The 19,039-nt window shown below is 64.5% G+C and carries 26 protein-coding genes and 1 pseudogene; 13 read left to right on the forward strand and 14 right to left on the reverse strand.

Annotation, left to right across the window (positions count from 1 at the left end; genetic code table 11):
• Positions 1–4: 4 nt before the first annotated feature.
• Positions 5–496 (reverse strand): flagellar basal body-associated protein FliL, encoded by a 492-nt coding sequence (gene fliL, locus CWS35_RS31145; protein WP_024580965.1) that lies wholly within the window; start codon positions 494–496, stop codon positions 5–7.
• A 381-nt stretch (positions 497–877) separates the two neighbouring features.
• On the opposite strand from fliL, the gene flgF reads away from it, so the two are divergent.
• The 6 genes from flgF to CWS35_RS31175 all read left to right on the forward strand — a co-directional run bounded on the left by flgF (position 878) and on the right by CWS35_RS31175 (position 5,420).
• Positions 878–1,642 (forward strand): flagellar basal-body rod protein FlgF, encoded by a 765-nt coding sequence (gene flgF / locus CWS35_RS31150; protein WP_100955271.1) that lies wholly within the window; start codon positions 878–880, stop codon positions 1,640–1,642.
• Positions 1,643–1,656: 14 nt separating this feature from the next.
• The gene (gene flgG / locus CWS35_RS31155) at positions 1,657–2,445 is read left to right on the forward strand and encodes a flagellar basal-body rod protein FlgG (RefSeq protein WP_024580967.1); all 789 of its coding nucleotides are present in this window, start codon (positions 1,657–1,659) and stop codon (positions 2,443–2,445) included.
• Positions 2,446–2,456: 11 nt separating this feature from the next.
• Positions 2,457–3,509 carry a flagellar basal body P-ring formation chaperone FlgA gene (gene flgA, locus CWS35_RS31160; protein WP_168226409.1) on the forward strand — a complete coding sequence of 351 codons (1,053 nt, stop codon included), beginning with the start codon at positions 2,457–2,459 and terminating at the stop codon, positions 3,507–3,509.
• Between the two features lie 5 nt (positions 3,510–3,514).
• Positions 3,515–4,267: a flagellar basal body L-ring protein FlgH gene (gene flgH / locus CWS35_RS31165; RefSeq protein ID WP_024580969.1), complete on the forward strand. Its 753-nt coding sequence runs from the start codon at positions 3,515–3,517 to the stop codon at positions 4,265–4,267.
• 316 nt (positions 4,268–4,583) lie between these two features.
• The gene (locus CWS35_RS31170) at positions 4,584–5,027 is read left to right on the forward strand and encodes a hypothetical protein (protein WP_024580970.1); all 444 of its coding nucleotides are present in this window, start codon (positions 4,584–4,586) and stop codon (positions 5,025–5,027) included.
• Positions 5,028–5,126: 99 nt separating this feature from the next.
• Positions 5,127–5,420, forward strand: coding sequence for a hypothetical protein (locus tag CWS35_RS31175; protein WP_021077961.1), 294 nt, complete (start codon positions 5,127–5,129; stop codon positions 5,418–5,420).
• Positions 5,421–5,457: 37 nt separating this feature from the next.
• Here the strand turns inward: CWS35_RS31175 and CWS35_RS31180 are convergent, their stop codons facing one another.
• The 6 genes from CWS35_RS31180 to CWS35_RS31205 all read right to left on the reverse strand — a co-directional run bounded on the left by CWS35_RS31180 (position 5,458) and on the right by CWS35_RS31205 (position 8,869).
• Positions 5,458–6,507 (reverse strand): phosphatase PAP2 family protein, encoded by a 1,050-nt coding sequence (locus CWS35_RS31180; protein ID WP_157817291.1) that lies wholly within the window; start codon positions 6,505–6,507, stop codon positions 5,458–5,460.
• A gap of 222 nt (positions 6,508–6,729) precedes the next feature.
• Positions 6,730–7,230 carry a GNAT family N-acetyltransferase gene (locus tag CWS35_RS31185; RefSeq protein ID WP_100955274.1) on the reverse strand — a complete coding sequence of 167 codons (501 nt, stop codon included), beginning with the start codon at positions 7,228–7,230 and terminating at the stop codon, positions 6,730–6,732.
• Between the two features lie 40 nt (positions 7,231–7,270).
• On the reverse strand, positions 7,271–7,699 hold the full coding sequence (locus CWS35_RS31190; protein WP_100955275.1) for a DUF1801 domain-containing protein: 429 nt from the start codon (positions 7,697–7,699) through the stop codon (positions 7,271–7,273).
• 45 nt (positions 7,700–7,744) lie between these two features.
• Positions 7,745–7,981, reverse strand: a complete 237-nt coding sequence (locus CWS35_RS31195; RefSeq protein WP_024585266.1) for a hypothetical protein — start codon at positions 7,979–7,981, stop codon at positions 7,745–7,747.
• Positions 7,982–8,117: 136 nt separating this feature from the next.
• Positions 8,118–8,549, reverse strand: coding sequence for an SRPBCC domain-containing protein (locus CWS35_RS31200; RefSeq protein ID WP_100955276.1), 432 nt, complete (start codon positions 8,547–8,549; stop codon positions 8,118–8,120).
• Positions 8,546–8,869 (reverse strand): helix-turn-helix transcriptional regulator, encoded by a 324-nt coding sequence (locus CWS35_RS31205; RefSeq protein ID WP_024585264.1) that lies wholly within the window; start codon positions 8,867–8,869, stop codon positions 8,546–8,548. The genes CWS35_RS31200 and CWS35_RS31205 overlap by 4 nt, the downstream gene beginning before the upstream one ends.
• A 528-nt stretch (positions 8,870–9,397) precedes the next feature.
• On the opposite strand from CWS35_RS31205, the gene CWS35_RS31210 reads away from it, so the two are divergent.
• On the forward strand, positions 9,398–10,150 hold the full coding sequence (locus CWS35_RS31210) for a carbonic anhydrase (RefSeq protein ID WP_100955277.1): 753 nt from the start codon (positions 9,398–9,400) through the stop codon (positions 10,148–10,150).
• Positions 10,151–10,153: 3 nt separating this feature from the next.
• Here CWS35_RS31210 and CWS35_RS31215 read toward each other — a convergent pair whose 3' ends face one another.
• Both CWS35_RS31215 and CWS35_RS31220 read right to left on the reverse strand, forming a co-directional pair.
• On the reverse strand, positions 10,154–10,939 hold the full coding sequence (locus CWS35_RS31215) for a 2-keto-4-pentenoate hydratase (protein WP_100955278.1): 786 nt from the start codon (positions 10,937–10,939) through the stop codon (positions 10,154–10,156).
• Between the two features lie 108 nt (positions 10,940–11,047).
• Positions 11,048–12,076, reverse strand: a complete 1,029-nt coding sequence (locus CWS35_RS31220) for an aldehyde reductase (protein ID WP_100956827.1) — start codon at positions 12,074–12,076, stop codon at positions 11,048–11,050.
• Positions 12,077–12,188: 112 nt separating this feature from the next.
• Here CWS35_RS31220 and CWS35_RS31225 point away from each other — a divergent pair, with 112 nt between their 5' ends.
• Positions 12,189–12,599, forward strand: a complete 411-nt coding sequence (locus CWS35_RS31225) for a helix-turn-helix domain-containing protein (RefSeq protein ID WP_168226410.1) — start codon at positions 12,189–12,191, stop codon at positions 12,597–12,599.
• Between the two features lie 29 nt (positions 12,600–12,628).
• On the opposite strand, the gene CWS35_RS31230 is transcribed toward CWS35_RS31225, so the two are convergent.
• The 3 genes and pseudogenes from CWS35_RS31230 to CWS35_RS31240 all read right to left on the reverse strand — a co-directional run bounded on the left by CWS35_RS31230 (position 12,629) and on the right by CWS35_RS31240 (position 14,902).
• Positions 12,629–13,435 (reverse strand): phytanoyl-CoA dioxygenase, encoded by an 807-nt coding sequence (locus CWS35_RS31230; RefSeq protein ID WP_100955280.1) that lies wholly within the window; start codon positions 13,433–13,435, stop codon positions 12,629–12,631.
• Between the two features lie 255 nt (positions 13,436–13,690).
• Complete coding sequence (gene dksA, locus CWS35_RS31235) at positions 13,691–14,056, reverse strand: RNA polymerase-binding protein DksA (RefSeq protein WP_170991616.1); 366 nt, start codon at positions 14,054–14,056, stop codon at positions 13,691–13,693.
• A 235-nt stretch (positions 14,057–14,291) separates the two neighbouring features.
• Positions 14,292–14,902: pseudogene (locus tag CWS35_RS31240) on the reverse strand (NAD(P)-dependent oxidoreductase).
• Between the two features lie 102 nt (positions 14,903–15,004).
• Here CWS35_RS31240 and CWS35_RS31245 point away from each other — a divergent pair.
• On the forward strand, positions 15,005–15,391 hold the full coding sequence (locus CWS35_RS31245) for a helix-turn-helix domain-containing protein (RefSeq protein WP_024585257.1): 387 nt from the start codon (positions 15,005–15,007) through the stop codon (positions 15,389–15,391).
• Between the two features lie 39 nt (positions 15,392–15,430).
• On the opposite strand, the gene CWS35_RS31250 is transcribed toward CWS35_RS31245, so the two are convergent.
• Positions 15,431–15,844 (reverse strand): flagellar assembly protein FliX, encoded by a 414-nt coding sequence (locus CWS35_RS31250; protein ID WP_024585256.1) that lies wholly within the window; start codon positions 15,842–15,844, stop codon positions 15,431–15,433.
• 263 nt (positions 15,845–16,107) lie between these two features.
• On the opposite strand from CWS35_RS31250, the gene CWS35_RS31255 reads away from it, so the two are divergent.
• The 4 genes from CWS35_RS31255 (at position 16,108) to CWS35_RS31270 (ending at position 18,655) form a co-directional block, all read left to right on the forward strand.
• Positions 16,108–17,232, forward strand: coding sequence for a flagellar basal body P-ring protein FlgI (locus CWS35_RS31255; RefSeq protein WP_100955281.1), 1,125 nt, complete (start codon positions 16,108–16,110; stop codon positions 17,230–17,232).
• Positions 17,232–17,588 (forward strand): flagellar assembly peptidoglycan hydrolase FlgJ, encoded by a 357-nt coding sequence (gene flgJ, locus CWS35_RS31260; RefSeq protein WP_029880298.1) that lies wholly within the window; start codon positions 17,232–17,234, stop codon positions 17,586–17,588. The genes CWS35_RS31255 and flgJ overlap by 1 nt, the downstream gene beginning before the upstream one ends.
• 21 nt (positions 17,589–17,609) lie before the next feature.
• Positions 17,610–18,110 carry a hypothetical protein gene (locus CWS35_RS31265; RefSeq protein WP_024585253.1) on the forward strand — a complete coding sequence of 167 codons (501 nt, stop codon included), beginning with the start codon at positions 17,610–17,612 and terminating at the stop codon, positions 18,108–18,110.
• A gap of 158 nt (positions 18,111–18,268) precedes the next feature.
• Entirely contained in the window at positions 18,269–18,655 is a 387-nt protein-coding gene (locus tag CWS35_RS31270; protein WP_168226411.1) for a flagellar protein FlaG, read from the forward strand.
• A gap of 18 nt (positions 18,656–18,673) precedes the next feature.
• On the opposite strand, the gene CWS35_RS31275 is transcribed toward CWS35_RS31270, so the two are convergent.
• Positions 18,674–19,039, reverse strand: coding sequence for a hypothetical protein (locus CWS35_RS31275; RefSeq protein ID WP_100955283.1), 366 nt, complete (start codon positions 19,037–19,039; stop codon positions 18,674–18,676).

The following is a 19,039-nucleotide window of genomic DNA, read 5'->3' on the forward strand; positions in this document are numbered from 1 at the left end:
CCCGTCACTGGATCACGACTTCCTTGAACAGCACCGCGTTCACCGAATTGGGCGCCAGCGCGAGGTTGACGCGCTTGGTCAGCTCTTCCTTGAGGCGGAACAGGCCGGCCGAGCCGTTGAGATCGCTCGGACGCAGTTCGCGCATGTAGGTCTGGAACAGGTCGGTGACCCGCGGCAGCGCCGGCTTGATCGCCTCGGCCTGCTTCTCTTCCTTCACCTCGAGCACGAGCTTCAGCTTGAGATACTGCACCCGCTCGCCGGGGGCGCCGACCAGATTGACCAGCATGTCCGGCACGTCGACGAAGCTTGGCGGCTTCGGCGGCGGCGCCGCCTCGGCATGCTGCTCGTCGCCATGGCCGCGCATGAAGAAGAACCAGCCGCCTGCGCCCGCGCCGAGCACGACGAGGAAGCCGACGACGGCAATGATCAGCTTGAGCTTGCCCTTCTTCGGAGCGGCCGCGCCTTCGCCGCCATCCGTCTTTTCCTCGTCCGCCATCGTCCGCTCGCTTCACTCTGAAGGATGCGAACGCGATTTGCCCCAGCCTTGGCCTGAAGACGCAATACAAATGCCGCCGGCGCACACGCGCCCCACTGCGGCAACGCTAGGGCCCGAATGGTTAACGGAAGATTAGGATTTACCATCCACTAGGAAAAAACTGCCGGGCAAACATGGTCAACAAGACCTTTCTGCCGCCCGTTGGGGCGCCCGGAAAAACACCTAATCAATTGAAACATCTCAGTATTTCAAGTTGGCACGGCTTTCGCTGAGAGGACGGCGTGACTGGCGGGTTTGGGAGAACCCAATGGTTACCGACGGTCCGGCGTAAGGGTTTGGGAGAACCTCTGCTTCGGATCACCTCACAGGGGAGAACCACCGATGCAGAATACGCTTCTGGTCGGACTATCGAAGCAGATGGTGCTGGAACGGCAGCTCGACGTCGTTGCCAACAACATCGCCAACGCGAACACCAACGGCTACAAGGCCGACCGGTCGCTGTTCCAGGAGTACCTCTCCTCGAACGCGCATGAGGACAATTTCGCGGGCAATGACCGCCGGGTGTCCTTTGTGCAGGACCGCGCGACCTATCGCGACTATTCGCAGGGACCGACCGAGCAGACCAAGAACCCGCTCGACGTCGCGATCGACGGCAGCGGCTTCCTCGTGGTGCAGACGCCCGCCGGCGAACGCTACACCCGCGACGGCAATCTGCAGATCAACAATCAGGGCCAGCTCGTCACCTCCGACGGCTTCCAGGTGCTCGGCAACTCGGGTCCGATCACCTTCCAGCAAACCGACCACGACGTCGCCATCGCAGCCGATGGCAACATCACCGTGCTCGAGGGCACCTCCACCATCGATTCGGTACGCGGCAGGCTGCGCCTCGTCTCGTTCCCGGAGGCGCAGCGCCTGCTCAAGGAAGGCGCCAACCTCTACGCGCCGGGCGAAGGCGCGGCGCCGGTCAACGATACCAGATCGATGCTGCGCCAGGGCTTCGTCGAGAAGTCCAACGTCAACTCCGTCGTCGAGATGAGCCGCATGCTCGAGATCACGCGGACCTACACCCAAATCGCGACCCTGCTGCAACAGCAGAGCGACCTGCACAAATCGGCGATCGAGAAGCTCGCCGACGTGCCGACCTGATCGGAGGCTGACCCATGCGCGCACTCTACACCGCTGCGACCGGGATGGCCGCCCAGGAACTCAGCGTCCAGGTTATCTCCAACAACATCGCGAACCTGCAAACCACGGGCTACAAGAAGCAACGCGCCGCGTTCCAGGACCTGATCTACGACCATGTGCGCCGCGTCGGTGCGCAGGCGTCGCAACAGAACACCATCCTGCCGATGGGCATCGATCTCGGCGGTGGCGTCAAGACCGTCGGCACGCCACGGATGATGACCCAGGGCACGCTGTCGCCGACCGGCAACGACCTCGACATCGCGGTCCGCGGCGAAGGCTTCTTCAAGATCCTGATGCCGGACGGCACTTTCACCTATACCCGCGACGGCTCGTTCCAGATGGACAACCAGGGCCGCGTCGTCAACGCCCAGGGCAACCCGGTGCAGCCGACGATCACGATCCCGCAGAACGCCTCCGGCCTCACCATCAACACGCAGGGCCAGGTCTCGGTGACGCTGCCCGGCCAGACCGCATCGACCACGATCGGCCAGATCGGCTTGACGCGCTTCGTCAACAAGGCCGGTCTGAACCCGATCGGCGACAACTTGTTCCAGGAAACGCCGGCGTCGGGCCAGCCGCAGGACGGCATCGCCTCGACCGACGGCTACGGCGACATGCAGCAGGGCAACCTCGAGCAGGCCAACGTCGAAGTGGTGTCTGAAATCTCCAACCTGATCGCAGCCCAACGCGCCTATGAGATGAACTCGAAGGTCATCTCGGCGGCCGACCAGATGATGCAATCGACCTCCAACCTGTTCCGCTGAGGATGATGTCGATGATCACCCGCTCGCTCTTCGTCGCCATATTGTTAGCAGTCTCCGCGACGCCCTCGCTCGCACAAGTGCAGGGCCAAAGCGAGAGCGTCATCGCGCAGCCGACATTGCGCGCCAGCGTCACCGTCGCCGACGACATCGTGCGGGTCGGCGACCTCGTCGAGAATGCCGGCAGCGCCGCCTCGATCGCGATCTACCGCGCGCCGGATCTCGGCACCACCGGCACGCTGCCGGTCGCCCAGGTCCTGAACATCCTGCGCGCCCGCCAGATCATCGGCGTCGACACCCGCGATCTCAAGGAAATCACCGTCACGCGGCTGGCGCGCACGGTCGACGCCAAGGAGATCGAGCAGCAGGTGGCACGGGTGCTGGAGCGCCGCCACGGCCTCGGCAATGCCGCCGACATCGCCCTGACCTTCGACCGCGATCCAGGCGACCTCCGCCTCGAAGCCACCAACACCGGCACCTTGCAGCCGGTCGCCGTGCGCTACGACCCGCGCAGCACGCGCTTCGACGTCAGCTTCGAGATCGGCAACGACGCCGGCAGCGCGCCGCTCAAGCTGCGCTTCACCGGCACAGCGATCGAGACCGTCGAGGCCGCGATCCTGACCCGCAGCGTCGAGCGCGGCGACGTGCTGAAGGCGTCCGACGTGATCGTCGAACGCCGCCCGAAAGCCGAGGTCGGCAACGACGCTGCGATCCGCGACAGCGCCGTCGGCATGCAGGCCCGCCGCCAGATCGGTGCCGGCCGCGCGCTGCGCGTTCCCGACCTCGCCAAGCCCGATCTTGTCACCCGTGACCAGAACGTCACGCTGATCTACCAGAACGGCGGCCTCTACCTCACGATCCGCGGCAAGGCGATGGATGGCGGCGCCGAAGGCGACGTCGTCTCGGTGATGAATCTGCAAACCAAACGCACCATCTCCGGCGTCGTCAGCGGCCGTGGCCAGGTGACGATCTCGGTCGCCACCCCCCGCGCCGCACCGGTCGCCGACGACGCCCCGTCAAATCCCGCTCCCGTCAAGCTGAGTTCAGTTGCACCAAACGCCGAGTAAGGTTCATGTCCCAGTACCGTACCAACCGCCTCGCTTTGACCAGTGCGCTGGTCGCACTCGGAACGATCGCCAGCGGTTGCTCCTCGATCGACCGGCTCTCCCAGATCGGCGAACAGCCGAAGCTGTCCTCGATCGACAACCCGACCACGCAGCCCGGCTACAAGCCGGTGCAGATGCCGATGCCGAAGCCCGAGGTCGCCTCCTACAGCCCGAACTCGCTGTGGCGCAGCGGCTCCCGCGCCTTCTTCAAGGACCAGCGTGCGGCGCGCGTCGGCGACATCCTGACCATCACGGTGAACTTCACCGACAAGGCCGCGATCGCCAACGAAACCCAGCGCAGCCGGACCAATTCGGAAGATTCCGGCGTGACCAACTTCCTCGGCTCGCAGACCATCTCGCAGGCCAACAAGATCCTGCCCGGCCGCCTGCTCACCGCCGATTCCTCGGCGTCGAGCGACGGCAAGGGCTCGGTGAACCGCCAGGAAGCGTTGCAGACCAACGTCGCCGCCGTCGTCACCCAGGTGCTGCCGAACGGCAATCTCGTGGTCGAGGGCAAGCAGGAGATCCGCGTCAACTATGAAATCCGCGAACTGATCGTGGCCGGCATCGTGCGCCCCGAAGATATCCAGAGCGACAACACCATCGACTCCTCGAAGATCGCGCAGGCCCGCATCGCCTATGGCGGACGCGGCCAGATCACCGACGTGCAACAGCCGCGCTACGGCCAGCAGGTTCTCGACGTGCTCTTGCCCTTCTAGCCACATGATCCCGAAAGATTTCCGATGAGGATCAGGCCCGACTAAGACTTTCACGAGCTCCCACATCTCGTCGCGAACCTAGGCGCGACGCGGTGTACCAACACGGCCCTCGCTAGCTCCCCTGGCGAGGGCCGTGGCATTTTGTGACCGGTCGCGTGCACTCGCACGAGCGACGCGCATCAGTCAGATGCTGCCTTGCGCAAGTCGCGCGATCGCTTTCCGGGTTCGTTAACCGTCGCGACAACGCACAGTGGCAGTCCCAACGCTTGCAACGTAGTGAGAAGACAACGCAGGGTTTTCGGGTCGTATGACGGCCATGCAAAGAGACGGTCAATATGCGGCGTGGTTCCGGACGCCGCGCGGCGAAGGCACCGGAATAGTCCAGCTCGCAAACGGCAGGATCAGCGGCGGCGACGCCATGTTCAGCTATGGCGGCTCCTATCAGCTCGACCAGGATCGCTTCACGGCGACCCTGACGACGCGCCGCTATGCCGACGGCCCGTTCACAACCGTGTTCGGATGCGACGAGGTCGAGGCAGAGCTGACGGGCACGTTCAACGGCAATCGCGCGGTGTGCATGGGCACGGCCAAACAGGCCCCCGGCGTGCTGTTCGAGGCCACGCTGTTCCTGCAACTACCGGATGCTGCGCCTCCGCCAAGACCAACCTGCCCGCCGGCATCCGGCGATCTGGCGCGGCTGCCGCGGCTCACCGTCGATCGCCGCGCGCCAAATCCATTGGCGAGCAAGCGCTTCGTCTGATCCGCGCCCGTTCCCGATAGCGTCCGCGCCCTGGCCGGCGTAGCATCGCTCATGCGCGTCAAGCGCAGCCCGATCGATCCAGCCGGAAGGAGCAGACCGATGTATGCCGCTATCCGTCAGGCCAAGGCAAAGACCGGTACCGCCGAAGAACTCGCGCGCCGGATCAAGGAAGGCGCGATCCCGATCATCAGCGACGTCGAAGGCTTCATGGCCTACTACGTCGTCTATGCCGGCGACGACACCGTCACCGCGATCAGCGTCTTCAACAACCACGCCGGTGCCGAGGAAGCCAACCGCCGCGCGCTGGCCTGGATCGACGACAATCTCGGGCCACTGCTGGTCGGGCAGGCCACGGCGGTTGCGGGTCCAGTGATCGTGCACACGAAGGCATAGCGGCCGCAACCGGGTTGCGGGTCGCCCGATTGCGCGGCTAGGCGGACGCGGCTTCCGGCATCGGCATTGCGCGCCCGGTCATGGACGATCTGCGGAGCATCGCCTCGACTTTCATCGCCGCCAGCCACAGCAGCGCTCCGCAAATGAGATCGATGACGTAATGGCCCCCGATCGGGATCGTCGAGACGAGGACGAGAACGTTCCAGATCAAGGTGATGCCGAACAGCCACCGCATGCCGATCGTCGCGAAAATCGTCATCAGGGCGAGGCAGGTGTGGAACGACGGAAACGTCACCACGCCCTGCAGATTGCTCAACGACAATTCAGGCGCGGCCGCGTTACGGAAGTATTCGAACTTCGCAAGATGATAGATCCCGGCGTGCTCGGGCAGCGCGTTGAGGATCGCGACGGGATGGTCGAAATAGACAAAGGCGCCCTTGGCAGGCCAGAACACCGAGAACGTCGTCGACGCAACGATCGTCAGGGCGAACACGAATACCAGTTGCCAGAGCTTGTCGAAACGCTTTGTCACCGCCAGGAGGACGAACAGCGCGGCCACCTGCACGAAGGAGCTGCAATAGGCGACAGCGAGCAGTTCTGTCAGCCGTGGATGGTCCGCAAACCATGGGATGATCGACTGCAAATCTATCCCGATGAGGCGATCGGCCTTGGCGAGACCGTCGTCGATCAGTGGGAATTTGTATCTGAGGCCGACGAGGCTGATCGTCGCCGCCGCCGCGGCCGACCAGAAGAACACGGCGACTGCCGCGGCCAGGTTGGACAGAACCGGAGCGGACCGCCATCTGCCGTACACGATATCGACGGCAAGCAGAAACCCCATCAGGCCTGAAAACAGCGTCAGGCTTTCGGGCTCGACGTCGACCTGAAATTTCCAGAGCAGGAAGCCGGCGAAGCCGCTCGCCGCGATGCCGACCAGCCATGAAGCCCGCTCGATCCGCTGATGAGGTTGCGGGGTTCGAGGTACGCCAGCTGCTGTGACCGGAGAGGCCTGCGGTGCGACTTCGGTGTCCGACGGCGAAGCGATCCGTGACGGACCAACCGACCGACTGAGCGTTGCGACTGCCATTGCGACTGCCATTCCAACGGGCGCTTCGACACGAAACCCGCTCACTCCACAGCCACAGGGTTAGCAGCTGCCCTCTCAATTGCATCGGTAATCAGATACAACTTCTGGCAAGGTCGCCGAGGATATGTATCCGATAGTAAATATTTTGTTTCTGACGAATTCCTACCTTGGGGTCCGAGTTCCCGCTCGCGGAACCCTAGGTTGCCGGCAGCGATACGCTTATCACCCGAATTCGGGCCCGTCGCTCAGAACGACGAAAACCTTGCCGCCGAGGTCAAAGTGCGCGACCTCGCGCATGCCGAGCCGCAGATGCGCCTTCAGCGAGCGAGGATTGTCCTCCCTGACGAACAGGATGGCCTCGCGGCCCGGAAACGTCGCCCGGAGCTCCGCATACAACGCCTCGAGCACGCCAAGGCCGCGCGCGTCGCGGGAGATGCACACCGGTCCGTACACGTAAGCATCAGGACCGCCCGGCCACGCCATCAGCATGGCCCGTACCGGCGGAGCCTCGTCAAAATCCTGCTCCGACGTCAGCAGCGCGCCGAGCAACCGATCGGCTTCGTCGGTCGCGATGACGATCGGTTGCCCGCTCGATATCCGCGTCTCGATCGTTTCGCGCGGCCACTGCCCGAGCAGCATGCCACCGTGATCGCCGGAGTCGGCCATCAGCAGCGCGGAGATCGCTTCCGCATCCGACAGTGTCGCGAGCCTGGTCCTGATCATCTCGTCCCGACCGGATCAGCGGACCACACGCCAGCGTCGCTCACGCTTTCTTCTTTGCCGGCGCACGAACGCCCGCAGCCTTCTTCACCGCTTTCCCGGCCGGCTTCTTCTTGGCCTGGTTGAGCTCGATCGCGGCGCGAATGAGGGCCTTCAGCGCAGGTCCGTTGATCTTGTCGCCCTCGAACAAATCGATCGCACGCCGTACATTGCCTTCGAAGCCGGTGTTGAACAGCTTGTCGGGATCCGGCAGTTGCGCCCCGTACATGAAAGTCAGCTTCACCTTGCCCTTGTGGGCGTTGCCGACCGCGATGATGCCGTCGCACGACCACACCGGGCTGCCCATCCATTTCCACTCCTCGATGATTCCGGGGTCGGCGGCGAGGATGCTCTTGCGCAGGCTGGCGAGCGTCTTGCCGCGCCAGTCGGTGAGCCCTTCGATCATCCGGTCGATTTGTTCCGATGCCGTCATTGCTGCCTCACGCTTCTCGCCTGTCCGGTGCGATCGCCCATCCAATCACAGCTGGGACACCGCCGTCGATCCGCGATGCTGGCGCCGCCGCGGCGCCAGATAGGGCAACGCAAACAGATACAGGCCAGTGAGCAGCATCGGGATCAGCGGGAACAGCGCCAGCAGGCCGATCCAGGCCGCTTGCAGCTGCGCGATCATTGCGACGATGTTGATGATGACGGCGACCGTGAAGACGATCGACAGCCAGCGGTGAGATTGGCGGATCAAGTTGTTCCAGTTCAATGTGAACTCCCGTTGGACGATGTGAGTACAATCGTCATTGCGAGGAGCGATAGCGACGAAGCAATCCATCGTGCAGCACATGCAGAGAGATGGATTGCTTTGCTTCGCTTCGCTCGCAATGACGAGGGAGAGACGATCAGGCTTCGCGCGCGACCAGCTGATCGAGCTTCTCGAGGAACTGCTTCCATCCGGCATGGGCGCCGCCATAGGCCTGCTTCTGATGCGGCTGGAAGCCGGATTGTTCGACGCGAAGATGGGTGCCGCGCGCGGTCGGCGTCAGCGTGAACACCACCACGCTCTCGAGATCGTAGGCAGCGTCCTCGTGCGCGAAGTTCCAGGTGTAGGACAACGTCTTGTGCGGCTCGACGGTGAGCACCTTGCAATCCAGCACGCCGCCCCACTCGCCGCGCAGATTGAAGCTGTGTCCGACCACGGGCTTGAAATCGTTTTTCATCAACCACTCCTCCATCAGATGCGGTTGCGTCAACGCGCGCCAGAGCTTCTCCGGCGGATGAGGAAATTCGCGCTCGACGACCGCGGAACGCGTCTCAGGAGTGGTCTTGTTCATTGGTCCATCCTTTTGAGGAGATCTTCGAGGTGGTCGAACCGGTTCTGCCAGAAGCCCGCCATCTGGCTGGTCCAGTCGATCAGCGGCGCCAGCGCGCCGAGTTGCGCGCTGTAATGCGTCTGCCTGCCCTCATGGCGGTCGCGTACCAGTCCGGCCTGCTTCAGCACGCCGAGATGCTTCGACACCGCCGGCTGCGAAATCTTCGCCCGCGCCGTCAACGCACCGACAGTCTGCTCGCCCTCGCGGCACAGGCGCTCGAAGATCGCCCGGCGGGTCGGGTCGGCGAGAGTTCGAAACAGCAAATCATGGGCATCCGGCATGGCAATCCATAACCTGTTGGTTATGGATAAACGTATAACCAACTAGCTATGGATCAGTCAACAGGAAACTTGCTAGTATAATTTCAGCCAGAATTTCATGCCATTCGGTAGCTTAACCCCGCCGGCCCTCCCTCATTCACATAGCCTATTGGTTATTTAAAAGAGCAAGTCTTAGATCGCGGAGTGGGTGCGATCGGCCCCGGCTTTCCCTGCGCCCTCCTCGATGAGAGGGCGAAACGAAATACAAGCTCGGGCAATCATGCCGTGAGGCACGAAGCTGCGTCCTATCCTCAGCCGTCATCGCCCGGCTCGACCAGCGACCAACCTGTCAGTCATGTCTCCGAACAGGTGTCAGCCATGTCTCCGGGCTAAACATTTCGCGGGTGATGACACCGTGTGCTTGGCGTCGCCCAGGCGCAAGCCAGGACGACACGGGTGGACGCGGCGCTCGATGCGTGTCGTTGCGCAGGCATTGCCCCTGACCTACAAATATCGCGCGGATGCGGTCCTTGTTCACGGAGAACCTTGATGTGCCAGCTCTGCGACGCCACAGCTCCCAGCCCAACCTCCCGACGCCATTTCCTCGCTGCCGCGGCCTGCACCGCTGCCAGCCTCGCTTTCATGCCACCGGTTTCCGCCAAAGAGACAAAGCCGCCGCCGAAGCCGCAGAACGCGCTGCCGCCGGACGCGGCGCTCGACCGGCTGGTGAAGGGCAACCTCCGCTATGTCGAAGGCGTGTCGCAGCGGCATGATTTCAAGCACGAGCGCGAAGCGCTGGCGGGCGGACAGAATCCGTTCGCCGGCATCCTGAGTTGCGCGGATTCCCGCATCGCGCCGGAATATGCGTTCGATACCGGCCGCGGCGATCTGTTCGTGTGCCGTGTCGCCGGCAATTTCGCCAGCGACGAGACCATCGCCAGTCTCGAATACGCATCATCCGTGCTCAACGTGCCGCTGTTCATGGTGCTCGGCCACGACCGCTGCGGAGCGGTCGATGCCGCGATCAAATCGCTAAAGGACAACACCACCCTGCCCGGTCACCTGCCCTCGCTGGTCAACGCGATCGCGCCGGCGGTGAAGGCGACCGAGGGCAAGCCGGGCGACCGGCTCGCCAACGCGATCCGGCAGAACGTCATCGACAATGTCGCGAAGCTGAAATCGGCGACACCGATCCTCGGCGCTGCGGTCGACCAGGGCAAGCTCAGGATTGTCGGCGCGGTCTATCGACTGACCGACGGCAAGGTCGAGCTGGTCACGGACGCGAAGCGGCCGACGATCTGATGCTCAGGTGAACGTCGCCTCGGCCTTGCCGAGACCATCGAGCTCCATCACGACCGTGTCGCCCGCCTTCAGCCACACCGTCTTGACCAGGCTGCCGGTCAGCACGATCTGGCCGGCATGCAGGCCACGGCCCTCCGCGGCGAGATGATTGGCGAGCCAGGCCAGCGCGTTGTGAGGGTGACCCAGCACATCGGCGCCGGTGCCGCGGCCTTCCTCCTTGCCGTTGACGATGGCGCGTCCCGCGACCGTGCGCAGATCGGGCGCGGTGATCCGCGGCACCGCCTCGCCGAGCACGCAGCCGGCCGCGAAGAAGTCGTCGGCGATCAATGTCGGCGCGCCCAGCGTCTCCCATTTGACGTAGCGATCGTCGACGATCTCGATCGCTGGATAGTAGGCCTCGATCGCCTCGGCGACCCATTCGGCGGTGAACGGCGCCTCGCCTGGCGCGAGATTGCGCGCCAGCCGCACCGCGATCTCGCATTCGACGCCGACATGGACGAAATCGGCCGCTGGCAGCCGCACGCCGCTGTCATGCACGACCTTCTCGAACACGCCACCGCCACAGGGGTGCGGGATGTCGAGATATTCCTGCATCACCGCGCTGGTGCAGCCGATCTTGTAGCCGACGAGACTGCCGAGCTGGGCTTGCAGCAGATCATGCAACGCGCGCTGCACGAGGTAGCCTTCGGCCTCGTCGCCCGGCACGACGTCTTTCGAAAGTGCCTTGAGCGGCGCGCGACTGCGGCGCGCGCTGGCGATCGCTTTTGCGGCCGCGAGGACCCGATCCATCTGCGCAGCCTCCCTGATGATCGCGGCGCCGAGATGGCGCCCCCGTCTGCTCGCGGCAATTCAGCACTCACAGACGCATCTGGCAAGCACACGGGACGCGAGATGCCGTCAGGCCTTGACCAGGCCGAGCCCGATCAGGCTTTCGGCGGTGGCAACGATCATCTCCTCATTGCCGCGCGGCTTCCAGCCGAGCACGCGTTGCGCCTTGGCGCTGGTGGAACGCCGCACCTTGCCCAGCAATGGCAGGGCGGCGCGGGCCAGCGGATTGCGCCGTGCGGCGATCCGCATCATCCAGTCGGGCACCTGGAACCGGGGCACCCGCCGCGCCTGGCTGCCGAGCTTCTCGCGCAACACCCGGCCGACCTGCTGCACCGACATGATCTCGCCGGCGACCGCCAGGAACCGCTCGCCCCTGGCGTTGGGCGATGTCATTGCGCGCAGATGCAGGTCGGCGACGTCGCGCACATCGACGAGGCCGAAATGGATCCGCGGCACCGCCGGCATCGCGCCGTCGAGCAGCGCCTTGATGATGCCGATCGATTCGGAGAAATCGGGGCCGAGTGCCGGGCCGAATACGGCGGTGGGATTGACCACGGCGAGCTCCAGACCGTTTCCCTCGCGCGCGACGAAATCCCAGGCCGCGCGCTCGGCCAGCGTCTTGGATTTCGGATAGGCCTGCACGTCGGGCCCTTCGAGATTGCTCCAGACCGTCTCGTCGAACGGCTCTGTTTGCGGCGAATGGCCATAACCGATCGCGGCAAACGATGACGTGACGACGACGCGCTTGACGCCGGCATCGCGCGCGGCGCGCAACACCCGCAACGTGCCTTGGCGCGCCGGAACGATCAGCTCGTTCTCGTCCTCGGGCACACGGGAGCCAAGCGGCGATGCAACATGAAGCACGTAGTCGCACCCCGCAGCCGCCTCGCGCCAGCCGTCGTCGCGCAGCAGATCGGCGGTGACGAAGCCAACCTTGTCGGGCGCGGCGGCGCCACCCTGACGCAGCATCGCGATCACGTCCGCGCTGCGATCCGGATTGCGCAGCGTGGTGCGCACGTCATGCCCGGCAGCCAGCAGCTGCAAAATCGTATGTACGCCGATGAAGCCCGATCCGCCCGTGACCAACACCGTGCTCATGTCGTCGCCCTTCCATAGTTCGGCGGGTTCGGGCATCGCGCTGCCCACCCTGCACAGGCCGCATCTGGTCACTATCTCTGTTCGAGCAAGTAGAATGAAAATCGAGACCGGTATGGAAAACAGTACCAGCGATGTGTGTGACAGCGGTGACTGCGACAGCTGCCCCACCGATCCCAGCCTGCTGATCGACTCCAAGCAGGCGATCCATGCGCTCAGCGGCAAGTGGAAGCTCGAGATCCTGTTCACGCTGATGCATGGCGGCGTGCGGTTCGGCGCGCTGCGCCGCGCGCTCAGTCCCGTCACCCAGCACATGCTGACGGCGCAGCTGCGCGAGCTCCAGCGCGACGGGCTGGTGGCGCGCAAGGTGCTCGCCGAGACGCCGCTGCAAGTCGCCTATGAGCTGACGGAGTCGGCGTGGGGCCTGACGCCGGCGTTCCGCGAATTGCTGACGTGGTCGAAGACCTACGGCTCGCGGCGCAGCAGCGCGGCAAGCGAGGCGACAATCGAGGCCGGACTGGCCTGAATGTCGCCTCGCCTTCAGGTCGGCATCCGTCACACCATGCCGAGCGCCCGCCGGATCGCGATCTCGACTGGCGCGTAAGCCGCGTCGTCACGCGTGAGCCGGTACGGCTCGCCGGGAGCCAGCGCGGGTTGCGCCATGAAGCGCGGCGTCATGCCACGATGCTTCTGCGCGGCATGCACCAGGAACGGATGACACAGATAGACCGTGCCGGCTTCGCCGCTTGCGAGCGCGATCTCGCAATCGGCGCCCATTTGCTCGAGGTTCATGCGCGCGCGTCCCGCCTCGCCGGCCGGCGCCAGATAGCGCGCCATCGGCAGATGCGAGCCGACCCTGATCCGGGTCGGCGCGTCGTGCTCGCCGACGTCGGAGAACAGGAACAGCAACAGCAGCGCCCGGCCGCGCGAGTTGACGTTCACCCGCCATGCCGAGAAGTCGCTGCGCTCGTTCGGGTCGCAACCGTCGCCAGGGAAGCTGACATCGACATGCCAGCCGGCATCGCCGGGATCGTCCGGATGCGGGAAGCGCACCGGAAAGGTTCCGATGTTGTCGCGCGGGCGCCAACGGCGTGGCCCTGCGATCTGGTCGAACGCCCGGTGCAGCACCGGCGTGTTGATCGCTTCCCGGAACGGCGGGCCGCCATAGCCGGGCAACCGCACCACCGGGTATGTCCAGCTCGAAGGGTCGTGCTCGCGACAGGGGATGTCGCGCCACATGATGGCACGTCCCTGCTCGGCCAGTTCCCGCGGAAAAGCGTTGTCGATCCTGACAAAGCCCTGTTCGATGAATTGCGCGATCTGCGCATCGTTCAACGCGCGCGCGTCGTGTCGGTCGGTCATGATTGTCTCTCAAATTGTCACGAGCCGTCGATGCTCCGCGCTGCGCGGAGTTTGGCCGGCTCATTCGGTTCACTGGAATCCCGCGAGCCCAGGCTTGCGGGGACGATCGGCACTTCCACGCGGAAGCGTGTTTCCTCTCGGAAACGAGATCAGCCCAGGAAGAACACCGATGCGATGTTGAGAGTACGTGTCATCATGGCGGCGCGAATCTACAACCGGTGCGCGCCGGGATCAATTGGTGGCGATCAACCGCCACTATTCGTCGCGATAGACCTTCTCGCGCTTCTCGTGGCGTTCCTGCGCCTCCACCGACAGCGTCGCGATCGGGCGGGCTTCGAGCCGCTTCAGCGAGATCGGTTCACCGGTCTCTTCGCAATAGCCGTAGGTGTTGTCTTCGATGCGCTGGAGCGCCGCGTCGATCTTGGAGATCAGCTTGCGCTGACGATCGCGGGCACGCAGTTCGATCGCACGGTCGGTTTCCGAGGACGCTCGGTCCGCGAGGTCGGGATGATTGACGTTCTCTTCCTGCAACGTCTGCAACGTGACCTTCGATTCGCGGAGGATTTCATCCTTCCAGGCCAGCAGCTTGGCGCGGAAATAGTCGCGCTGCCGCTCATTCATGAAAGGCTCTTTTTCAGTCGGCCGGTAGTTCTTCAGCTTTTCCAAAGGCAGCCATGTCCCTGTGAGGCGGAGGGGAACAGGACCCCTCCGCGCGGCGCCTTATATAGCCACGTCATGTGACAGACAATATCTGCCACCGCGAAAGCCGGGCCGCCCCCAAGGCCTTGCACAGGCAAACTTATCCGCCCTGCTTGGAGGCCGCCTTGGCGCTTCTCCGGGCGTTTCTCCCGGTCCCTCAGTAACCGACCGTGAAGCGCTGGCGGAGGTGGGACGGACGCTCGATTTCGTCGGCGAGTGCAACTGCGAAGTCCTCGAACGAGATCCAGCTCTTGCCGTCCGATGCGGTCAGCAGCTGGTCGGTCCCGAGCCGGAACTTGCCGGTCCGCTCACCCGCCACGAACAACGCCGAGGGCGACAGGAAGGTCCAATTCAGGTCCTTTTCGCCGCGCAACAGGTCGAGAAACTCACCCCCTTGGTTGCCTCGGCCTTGTATTGGGGCGGGAAGTTCGGGGTGGTCACCAGCCGGACGCCGGGCGCCACTTCGAGGCTGCCGGCGCCGCCGACCACCAGGTAGCGGCCGACGCCGGAGCTTTTGGCCGCCCCGATCAACTTCGCGGGATCGCTGACCGAGAAGTGCACGGAACTGATCGCGGCGTCATGCCCGGCCCACAGCGTGGCCAGCGCCGCCTCATCGTTCACGTCGCCCTTCTTGGCAGTGACGTTGGGGAGGCTCGCGATCTTCTCCGGGTTGCGGGCGATGGCGGTGACGGCGTGGCCGCGGCGGGCGAGTTCCGCGGTGATCCGCGAGCCGGCCTGGCCGGACGCGCCGGCGATGGCGATCTTCATCTCAAGTCTCCGATTAATAGTTTCCAATGGTGACTAGATAGCGAAATGGATGTAGGTGTGAAGAAGGCACCATTGTCTCACCTGATTACGCCGGAGTAACCGATGAAAGCTTCCAGCCTGAAGCCGGACGCCTATGCCGCCAACTGCCCGACGCGCCAGATCCTCGACCGGGTCGGCGACAAATGGGCGGTGCTGATCCTGTTGCTGCTGCGCAGCGAGCCGATGCGCTTCAATCAGCTCCGCCGCGCCATCGAGGGCATTTCGCAGAAGATGCTGTCGCAGGTGTTGAAGAGCCTCGAGCGCGACGGGCTGCTGCGCCGCCGGGCGATCGCAACCGTTCCGGTCACCGTGGAGTATTCGATCACGCCGCTCGGATCGACGCTGGCCGAAGCGGTCGATCCGCTGCGCGACTGGGCCGAGCAGAATCTGAAGGAGGTACTGGCCGCGCAGCGCCGCTACGACGCGCAGCGCAAGGCGCTGGCGGCGTAAGGCACCAGCGGCGTGAAGCGGATGAGTCGAGAGAACAGCCTAGTATTGGCCGGCCTTGGCGAGTTCGACTTCGACGCGCAGCTCGATCTCCCCGAGCACGGCATCGAGGCCGGGATCGCCGGAGGATTCCTTCAGGCTCGCCGCCGCATCGCGCAGCCGGTTTACCGTGGAGGAATCGAAATTGCCGGACAGCAGTCCCAGTTTGAGCGCATCGAGCACGTCGAGCGCGCCCTTGCCGCGGGCCACCGAGCGCTTGCGGCGTTCGGTCGGATCCTCGACGCCCTGTAGCGCGAGCAGCGCGTCCAGGCTGGTGGCGGCCTTCGGCGCTGTGGTGGAGCGGACCTCCTCCTGCGCGGTGGTCGCATCCGGCAACGAGAAGCCGCTCGACGAGGTCCGCCGCGTGGAGCTGGTGGACGTGCCAAGCGTGGTGCCGTTCGGTCCGTAGATGCGCATCGTGGTGATCCCGCAGGCCTGATGCCGCGAGCATCGCCGTTTTATGGTTAACGGCGCGTAAACGACCCGGCAATTTCTGCCGCCGCACGGCAGTTTCGCGCTCCCTGGCCAACCCCAGCCAAACGCGAGCCAGACAATTTCGATAAATATATCAATACATTACCAAATCAAATCGAACTGGCACGCAGCTCGCATGGTTAATGGCGGATCGCCGTCATGGGAGTGTCGCGTGATCCAACAGTGAGTTTGAGGGGAGCATCGGGATGCCCGGCATCCGCATCGTACGTTTATTCGGAGTGGCCTGCGCCGCGTTGCTGGCGCTGGCGGCCTCCGCCATGCCGGCCGCTGCGACGTCGCGGATCAAGGACCTCGCCAATATCGAGGGCGTGCGCCAGAACCAGTTGATCGGCTACGGCCTGGTGGTCGGCCTCAACGGCACCGGCGACACGCTGAACAACATCCCCTTCACCAAGCAATCGCTGCAAGCGATGCTCGAGCGCATGGGCGTCAACATCCGCGGCGCCACCATCCGCACCGGCAACGTTGCGGCCGTGATGGTCACCGGCAATCTGCCGGCATTCGGCACCCAGGGCACGCGGATGGACGTCACCGTCTCCGCGCTCGGCGATGCCAAGGACCTGCGCGGCGGCACCCTGCTCGTCACCCCCCTGCTCGGCGCCGACGGCAATGTCTATGCGGTGGCGCAAGGCACGCTCGCGATCTCCGGCTTCCAAGCCGAGGGAGAAGCCGCCAAGGTGGTGCGCGGCGTGCCGACGGTCGGCCGCATCGCCAACGGCGCCATCATCGAGCGCGAGATCGAATTCGCGCTCAATCGGCTGCCCAATGTGCGGCTCGCGCTGCGCAACGCCGACTTCACCACCGCCAAGCGGATCGCCGCCGCGGTCAACGACTATCTCGGCGTCAAGACCGCCGAACCGCTCGATCCCTCCACCGTGCAGCTTTCGATTCCGCCGGAGTTCAAGGGCAACGTCGTCGCCTTCCTGACCGAGATCGAGCAGTTGCAGGTCGAACCTGATCTGGCCGCGCGGATCGTGATCGACGAGCGTTCCGGCATCATCGTGATGGGCCGCGACGTCCGCGTCGCCACCGTCGCGGTGGCGCAAGGCAACCTCACCGTCACGATCTCGGAGAGCCCGCAGGTCAGCCAGCCCAATCCGCTGTCGCGCGGCCGCACCGTGGTGACGCCGCGCAGCAATGTGCAGGTCACCGAGGACGGCAAGAAGTTCGCCGTGGTCAAGGACGGCGTCTCGTTGCAGCAGCTGGTCGACGGCCTCAACGGCCTCGGCATCGGTCCACGCGACCTGATCAGCATCCTGCAGGCGATCAAGGCCGCCGGCGCGATCGAAGCCGACATCGAGGTGATGTGATGACGAGCCTGATCAACAGCACGTCCGGCAGCATGCCGAACAAGGCGCTGATGCCGATGTTCAAGGGCCGCCCCGATCCGGTGTTGCAGGACGCGATCAAGAAGGTCACGCCGCAGCAACTCGCCAAGGCGCAAGCCACCGCGACCGATTTCGAATCGATGTTCCTGAACTCGATGTTCTCGCAGATGACCACCGGCCTGAAGGGCGATGGTCCCTACGGCGACACGGTCGGCACCGGCCCGTGGCGCTCGATGCTGACCGACCAATATTCGAAGAACTTCGCCAAGTCCGGCGGCGTCGGCATTTCCAACGAAGTGTTCCGCTCGCTGATTTTGCAGCAGGCGAACAAGAGCTAACCGGTTTCAAGGAGCAGCGCGATGAACCAGCGTCCACAGCAGCAGCGGCCAGCGTCAGCCCCGATCGCGCGGCCTGCGACGTCGACGCCGCCCGACGTCGCGCGTCTCGCCAACGAGCTCACCGAAGTGATGGGTGCGCTGCTCGCGGTCGTCGAACAGGAAACCGAATTCGTCCGCGCCGGCAAGATCCGCGAGGGCATGCGGCTCGAGGCGCAGAAGTCCGAGTTGTCGCGACGCTACATGGTCGCGGTGGAGCATCTGAAGTCGATGCAGAAGATGCTGACGCAGACCGATCCCGAACTGCTCGCGACGCTGCGGCGGCATCACGAGACGTTCCGCGCCATGCTGCAAGTCAACCTGACGGTGCTCGCGACCGCGCACGCGGTCTCCGAAGGCATCGTGCGCGGCGTCAATGCCGAGGTGCAGCGCCGCAACATCCCGAACACCTACACCGCGAGCGGACAGCGCGCCACGCCAGGCCCGCGCAACATGACGCCGATCTCCGTCAGCCGCACGCTCTGACGCCCACCGACAATTTAGCTCAATTCGACGCAAGCTCGGCAGCACGCCGTTCAGCGTGTTCCCTAACAGCCTGTTGAGATGTTCCCCGTAGAGTTGCGGATCGTGAGGGGTTGGGATTTGACTCAAGCAAACTAGTGCCTGTGCACTACGAGGCTGCCATGAGTACAGATTTCAACATCAAGCCGGTGGGGGCACCGGTCGCGGCGCCGATGATCACTCCTGTGAGCGACACGGCGCAGAAGGCGGTGAAGACCGAATTGCCCGCGAGCCAGAGCGTCACCGCTCCGGAGCCGAGCGTGCGCGTCACGATCGATCCGAACGCCGCCAACGCATCGCGCGCGAACCAGTCCCCGACGGTCACCGACCAGGTCATCATCGACCGCGACGCCCATGCCGTGGTCTATCAGGTGGTCGACAACCGCACGAACCTGGTGGTGAGACAATTTCCGGAAGAAGCCGTGTTGCGCCGCCGCGCCTATTTCCACACCCTCGATCTCAGCAAGGACGCGCCGACCCGGGTGAACGCGACCGACCGCCAGGCATAGGCGCCGCCTCGGCGGCGCTCAGGTCTTCTGGGTGGCGTAGGCCTTGTCGAGATAGGTCGACCCCGTCGCCGGATCGGTGACGACGTTGGCGATCAGCGCCGTCCCCTGCTGCACCAGCGAGAACTTGGTATCGCCGATCCGGAACGCGCCGTCCTTAATCAGCACGTCCTGATACTTGCTGGTGCCGTCGCTTTGGTAGTGTACCTTGGCGCGGAAGCCATCGACGTTCGACACCGAGATGTTGAACGACTTGCTGTTGGCGTACTTGCCGCTCCAGCTGCCTTCATAGAGGTTCGGATCGACCGGCACATAGGGCGTCTTCGACGGAACCGTCAGGCCGGCGGCCTTGTAATTGGCTGACAGGATGCTCAGGACGTCGGCCAT

The sequence above is a fragment of the Bradyrhizobium sp. SK17 genome, from assembly GCF_002831585.1.
Classification (GTDB): domain Bacteria; phylum Pseudomonadota; class Alphaproteobacteria; order Rhizobiales; family Xanthobacteraceae; genus Bradyrhizobium.

Excerpts from the sequence above, each read along its gene's own strand:
- CWS35_RS31210 (WP_100955277.1), top strand. The coding sequence starts at position 9,398 with ATGTGCCAGCTCTGCGACGCCACAGCTCCCAGCCCAACCTCCCGACGC.
- CWS35_RS31230 (WP_100955280.1), bottom strand. The coding sequence starts at position 13,435 with ATGACCGACCGACACGACGCGCGCGCGTTGAACGATGCGCAGATCGCG.
- CWS35_RS31225 (WP_168226410.1), top strand. The coding sequence starts at position 12,189 with ATGGAAAACAGTACCAGCGATGTGTGTGACAGCGGTGACTGCGACAGC.
- CWS35_RS31175 (WP_021077961.1), top strand. The coding sequence starts at position 5,127 with ATGTATGCCGCTATCCGTCAGGCCAAGGCAAAGACCGGTACCGCCGAA.
- fliL (WP_024580965.1), bottom strand. The coding sequence starts at position 496 with ATGGCGGACGAGGAAAAGACGGATGGCGGCGAAGGCGCGGCCGCTCCG.
- CWS35_RS31255 (WP_100955281.1), top strand. The coding sequence starts at position 16,108 with ATGCCCGGCATCCGCATCGTACGTTTATTCGGAGTGGCCTGCGCCGCG.
- flgJ (WP_029880298.1), top strand. The coding sequence starts at position 17,232 with ATGACGAGCCTGATCAACAGCACGTCCGGCAGCATGCCGAACAAGGCG.
- CWS35_RS31270 (WP_168226411.1), top strand. The coding sequence starts at position 18,269 with ATGAGTACAGATTTCAACATCAAGCCGGTGGGGGCACCGGTCGCGGCG.
- CWS35_RS31215 (WP_100955278.1), bottom strand. The coding sequence starts at position 10,939 with ATGGATCGGGTCCTCGCGGCCGCAAAAGCGATCGCCAGCGCGCGCCGC.
- flgA (WP_168226409.1), top strand. The coding sequence starts at position 2,457 with ATGATCACCCGCTCGCTCTTCGTCGCCATATTGTTAGCAGTCTCCGCG.
- CWS35_RS31205 (WP_024585264.1), bottom strand. The coding sequence starts at position 8,869 with ATGCCGGATGCCCATGATTTGCTGTTTCGAACTCTCGCCGACCCGACC.
- CWS35_RS31200 (WP_100955276.1), bottom strand. The coding sequence starts at position 8,549 with ATGAACAAGACCACTCCTGAGACGCGTTCCGCGGTCGTCGAGCGCGAA.
- CWS35_RS31180 (WP_157817291.1), bottom strand. The coding sequence starts at position 6,507 with ATGGCAGTCGCAACGCTCAGTCGGTCGGTTGGTCCGTCACGGATCGCT.
- CWS35_RS31170 (WP_024580970.1), top strand. The coding sequence starts at position 4,584 with ATGCAAAGAGACGGTCAATATGCGGCGTGGTTCCGGACGCCGCGCGGC.
- CWS35_RS31220 (WP_100956827.1), bottom strand. The coding sequence starts at position 12,076 with ATGAGCACGGTGTTGGTCACGGGCGGATCGGGCTTCATCGGCGTACAT.
- CWS35_RS31275 (WP_100955283.1), bottom strand. The coding sequence starts at position 19,039 with ATGGCCGACGTCCTGAGCATCCTGTCAGCCAATTACAAGGCCGCCGGC.
- dksA (WP_170991616.1), bottom strand. The coding sequence starts at position 14,056 with ATGAATGAGCGGCAGCGCGACTATTTCCGCGCCAAGCTGCTGGCCTGG.
- flgF (WP_100955271.1), top strand. The coding sequence starts at position 878 with ATGCAGAATACGCTTCTGGTCGGACTATCGAAGCAGATGGTGCTGGAA.
- flgH (WP_024580969.1), top strand. The coding sequence starts at position 3,515 with ATGTCCCAGTACCGTACCAACCGCCTCGCTTTGACCAGTGCGCTGGTC.
- CWS35_RS31190 (WP_100955275.1), bottom strand. The coding sequence starts at position 7,699 with ATGACGGCATCGGAACAAATCGACCGGATGATCGAAGGGCTCACCGAC.
- CWS35_RS31185 (WP_100955274.1), bottom strand. The coding sequence starts at position 7,230 with ATGATCAGGACCAGGCTCGCGACACTGTCGGATGCGGAAGCGATCTCC.
- CWS35_RS31250 (WP_024585256.1), bottom strand. The coding sequence starts at position 15,844 with ATGCGCATCTACGGACCGAACGGCACCACGCTTGGCACGTCCACCAGC.
- flgG (WP_024580967.1), top strand. The coding sequence starts at position 1,657 with ATGCGCGCACTCTACACCGCTGCGACCGGGATGGCCGCCCAGGAACTC.
- CWS35_RS31265 (WP_024585253.1), top strand. The coding sequence starts at position 17,610 with ATGAACCAGCGTCCACAGCAGCAGCGGCCAGCGTCAGCCCCGATCGCG.
- CWS35_RS31245 (WP_024585257.1), top strand. The coding sequence starts at position 15,005 with ATGAAAGCTTCCAGCCTGAAGCCGGACGCCTATGCCGCCAACTGCCCG.